The organism is Microcystis sp. M090S1 (assembly GCF_020246295.1).
GTDB classification, from domain to species: Bacteria; Cyanobacteriota; Cyanobacteriia; order Cyanobacteriales; family Microcystaceae; genus Microcystis; species Microcystis aeruginosa.
This window is the reverse complement of sequence record NZ_JADBTF010000124.1, coordinates 1-3,601: the sequence shown is the minus strand read 5'-3', so window position 1 is coordinate 3,601 and position 3,601 is coordinate 1. Positions and strand designations below refer to the sequence as shown.

3 protein-coding genes are annotated in these 3,601 nt (G+C 40.3%); all 3 read right to left on the bottom strand.

Annotated elements, in window-relative coordinates; translation table 11 throughout:
- Nucleotides 1-149 (bottom strand): transposase family protein (locus IM477_RS05695; RefSeq protein WP_287730872.1); only part of this gene is annotated, 149 nt, incomplete at its 3' end.
- Nucleotides 150-446: 297 nt separating this feature from the next.
- Nucleotides 447-1,193 carry a p24 family protein gene (locus tag IM477_RS05690; protein ID WP_287730870.1) on the bottom strand — a complete coding sequence of 249 codons (747 nt, stop codon included), beginning with the start codon at nt 1,191-1,193 and terminating at the stop codon, nt 447-449.
- A gap of 201 nt (nt 1,194-1,394) precedes the next feature.
- Entirely contained in the window at nt 1,395-3,035 is a 1,641-nt protein-coding gene (locus tag IM477_RS05685; protein ID WP_287730871.1) for a DNA methyltransferase, read from the bottom strand.
- Nucleotides 3,036-3,601 lie beyond the last annotated feature (566 nt).

The following is a 3,601-nucleotide window of genomic DNA, read 5'->3' as shown; positions in this document are numbered from 1 at the left end:
TTAGCAAAATCTCCTAGCTCTCTATAACTTAAGTATCCTAGCATTGTTCCCAGTATTATTACTACTAATACTATCCATAAAGTGTGTCTTTTTCCTTTATCTTTCGGAAAGTCCTTGACTTGTTTTAGTTTTTCTATTAAGCTCAACATATGTTTTAAAAGTTGGCGGTCACTTATCATTTTACAAAGACAGTGATCGCTTTTACTTTTGATATTCTGATGGGAGAATGAAACAGCCCTAGGGCAAGGGGGGGGTGGAGATTCGGCTAATCTAAGAATAAGCGGTTTAAATGCGTCTTAGGTTAAGTCTGACCTATATTTTCACAAAATTATCACCCTATCCCCAAAAATAACCAAAGGAGGGTTAAAAACCTTCCTAAAGGCCAAGATGTGCTTCAAACTATCCTAAATGGGGATTTTATGCTTGGCGCTTACGAAAAGCAGCACCTAACCCCCAAAGATGATCGCTTCAAAAATCTCGTAGCGTTCTTTGCCAATGCGAATAAAATAAATATCGCCCTCTTTCGAGGCACTAAACGCCCCAGAGTCCGCCTGACTAACATCGTAGCCGATCGCTTTCCCTTTTTCAAAGAAAATGATACGCTTGCGGCCGTCGGGTTTGGTGACAGTGACATCTGCACTACCGTTACCTCGACGAGTGACACCAAAGGGACAAGATCCCGCCGGTTTTCCGTCGCCCATAGAACAGGTAACATTACCCGTAGCATGGTAATTTGTCCCGGGTACTTTGGCATCGCTTTGGTTGTAATAATTGGAAATAAAGATTTTTAAGCGATAATTAGCTACCTCATTATTACGCACTGAATTGCGGATCAAACCCACTTGGATCGTATAATCGCCGTCCGCTGGTAGGATTCCTTCATAAGCGTTACCGGCGTTAGACCCGATAACCATCGCCGCATCCTTGCCGGGGACTTTACCCGGTGCAAAAAGGTTGAAAGAAGCACCCCCATTATCGCTATTGAAGGCAAGGGAGATATTCTGCCCAGCATTAGCGCGAATTAGGTACTGAACGACCTGTCCTCCCTTGATTTTGCCTTGAATGGTTGTTCCAGATGTTCCTGCTTTGAATTGTACCCGTTCTTGACGAACTTCGCTTAAGGCTGGAGAAGGTAGGATAACGGGGGTGGTGATTAAGGCAGCGAGGAAGAAAGCGGAAAAGAGTTTACGCATTTTCTGGGAGATAAAAAAATAAATCGAGAAAAGATGCGGTTTTTCTGCCCCTCCCCGAATCAGTAGGGAGGAAATCGAGATTACCGACAATCTAACGGACTGGTGTGGACAAGAGACTGATAGCCTCCACCTTCTACCCGTACCCTCAGAGAGTATGAGTCAAGTACGGGGATTTTGTCAAGTCTTTTTTAGAAAAAAACTTTAATCGGGGAAGGGTATATCTAAACTCATTTGTTGTCCTTGGGTTTCCCTTTGTTTTTCGGCAGCTTTCAGGACTTCAAAGGTGAGGATAACATCGAGACGTTTTTTTTGTTCAAGGATTTCTTGTACTGTCACAATCTCAATTTTATCCACACTTTGACTCATATAACGACCGCGATAAATTCCCGCAGATTTGGCTGTTTGAACCATATCTTTGCTAGGAGGTTTCAAGGTGATAAATATACCCAGGGCTGCCCCTTGTAGTGTCATGGTTCCCTGTAGATCTCTGATGTCTCCTGATTTGACATTACCGGATTTTACTTGAAAAATAATTTTCTCCCGATTGTCTTTATCTCCCTGAAAATAGGCAATAGCATCGACTCCTTTATCTGCCCCTTTTTTGTCATTAATCACGGCCCGGTTATTACTATAGGTTAAAACCGCCCATTTCTCAAATTCTTTGCGGGTACGATCATCCGGTTTAGTGGCTAATGCTTTGGCTGATTCTAGATCTTTGGGAATACCATTCAGTTCAATTTTATCTAAAACATTTTTACCAAAGGCGTCCTCTAATCGCTTTAACATTAAGCTAATACTCTGATAGGTTATATCAATTCCAATCCAGTTTCTTTCTAATCTCTCTGCTACAGCGATAGTCGTTCCACACCCACAATAGGCATCTAAAATCACATCTCCTTTATTACTACTTGCTTTGATTATTCTTTCTAGCAATGCCTCCGGTTTTTGCGTGGGATAACCCAATCTTTCAGATGCTTGTGAGTTAATTGGAGGAATATCATTCCATAAATTTGTCAGTGGTACTCCAGGCATTTCTTCTAAATACTGCTTTAATCTAGGAGTACCATTTCTTGTGTAATATAATTTATTTTTTTCTTCGTATTTTTGCATTGTTTCTATAGGGCATCTCCACAGCTTTTTAATTCCCTTCCAATCATAGTTATAACCACCACCTGACAGTCCCCCAGCAGTCAAATCTCTATCTAAAAATCTTCCTTTGCCATCTTGATGCTTATAATATTTTTTCAGATATTCTTCTGAATATGGCTTAAATTGTTGATTAAACATCAAAATTCGCTTGGAATATAAAAAAATAACATCAGTGGTATTAGCAAAAGTCTTGGAATCTGAATGAGCAGATGTTCTTTCCCAAGTAATTTCAGCAATATAATCACCCCCCTGAGAGCAAAAAACAGTATCTAAAACTATTTTTAAATAATGACTAGCAGTAGGATCGCAGTGGAGATAAAAGCTACCAGTAGATTTTAAAACTCGATGGATTTCCACAATCCTCAGAGTCATACTCACCAGATAAGCGAGAAGACTACCTTTACCCAAAACTTTGGTTAAACCGTCAATTAAATCGATAGTCTGACTGGTAAATTTACCCTGATAGTTGCTTTGAATTTCTTCTAAAGCTTCGTTAGCGTGATTATCCCATGTCCAGGTATCTACAAACGCTTGTGCTTGTGCTTGATCTTCCTTGCCTAAGTTGTTATAAATTTGGTTGTAATTGCGTTTAGAATTAAAGGGTGGATCGATATAACAAAGATCGATCGATTCATCTTTGATATATTTCCGCAGCACTTCTAGGTTATCACCGTAGTATAGTTTATTGACCATAGAGATTAAGGGGATTGACTGCATTCTCAATTGTATTATTATTCCCCCTTAAAGAGGGCGAATACAATCAGTCCAGAGAATAATATGATTGTACTAATTATAATAAGCGCATCATGTGCGCTCAAAATTTAATTTTCCTAAGTCTATCTTGCCTGAAAATGAGGGGGTCGCAGGCAGGCACGGATTCCCATTCTATAAATAAGTATATGTCAAGTGCTGGGATTTTGTCAAGAGGAATTATCCTCTGCAATCAGTCCAGAGAATAATATGAGTGTACCAATGGTAGAAGCGCATCGCGTGCGCCCAAAATTTAATCTAGATATTTCCCCACAGTGGGATTTTGTCAAGGGGAATTATCCTCTGCAATCAGTCCAGAGAATAATATGATTGTACTAATAGTAGAAGCGCATCGCGCGCGCCCAAAATTTAAGTAGGTAAGCGTTAAAAATTATCAGATGCCCCCCTTATCAAGGGGGGATTAAGGGGGGATCCCCCCGCCTATCGGCACCCCCCTTATCAAGGGGGGCAGGGGGGATCGAACCTAAAATTCATTTTTAATTTAATTT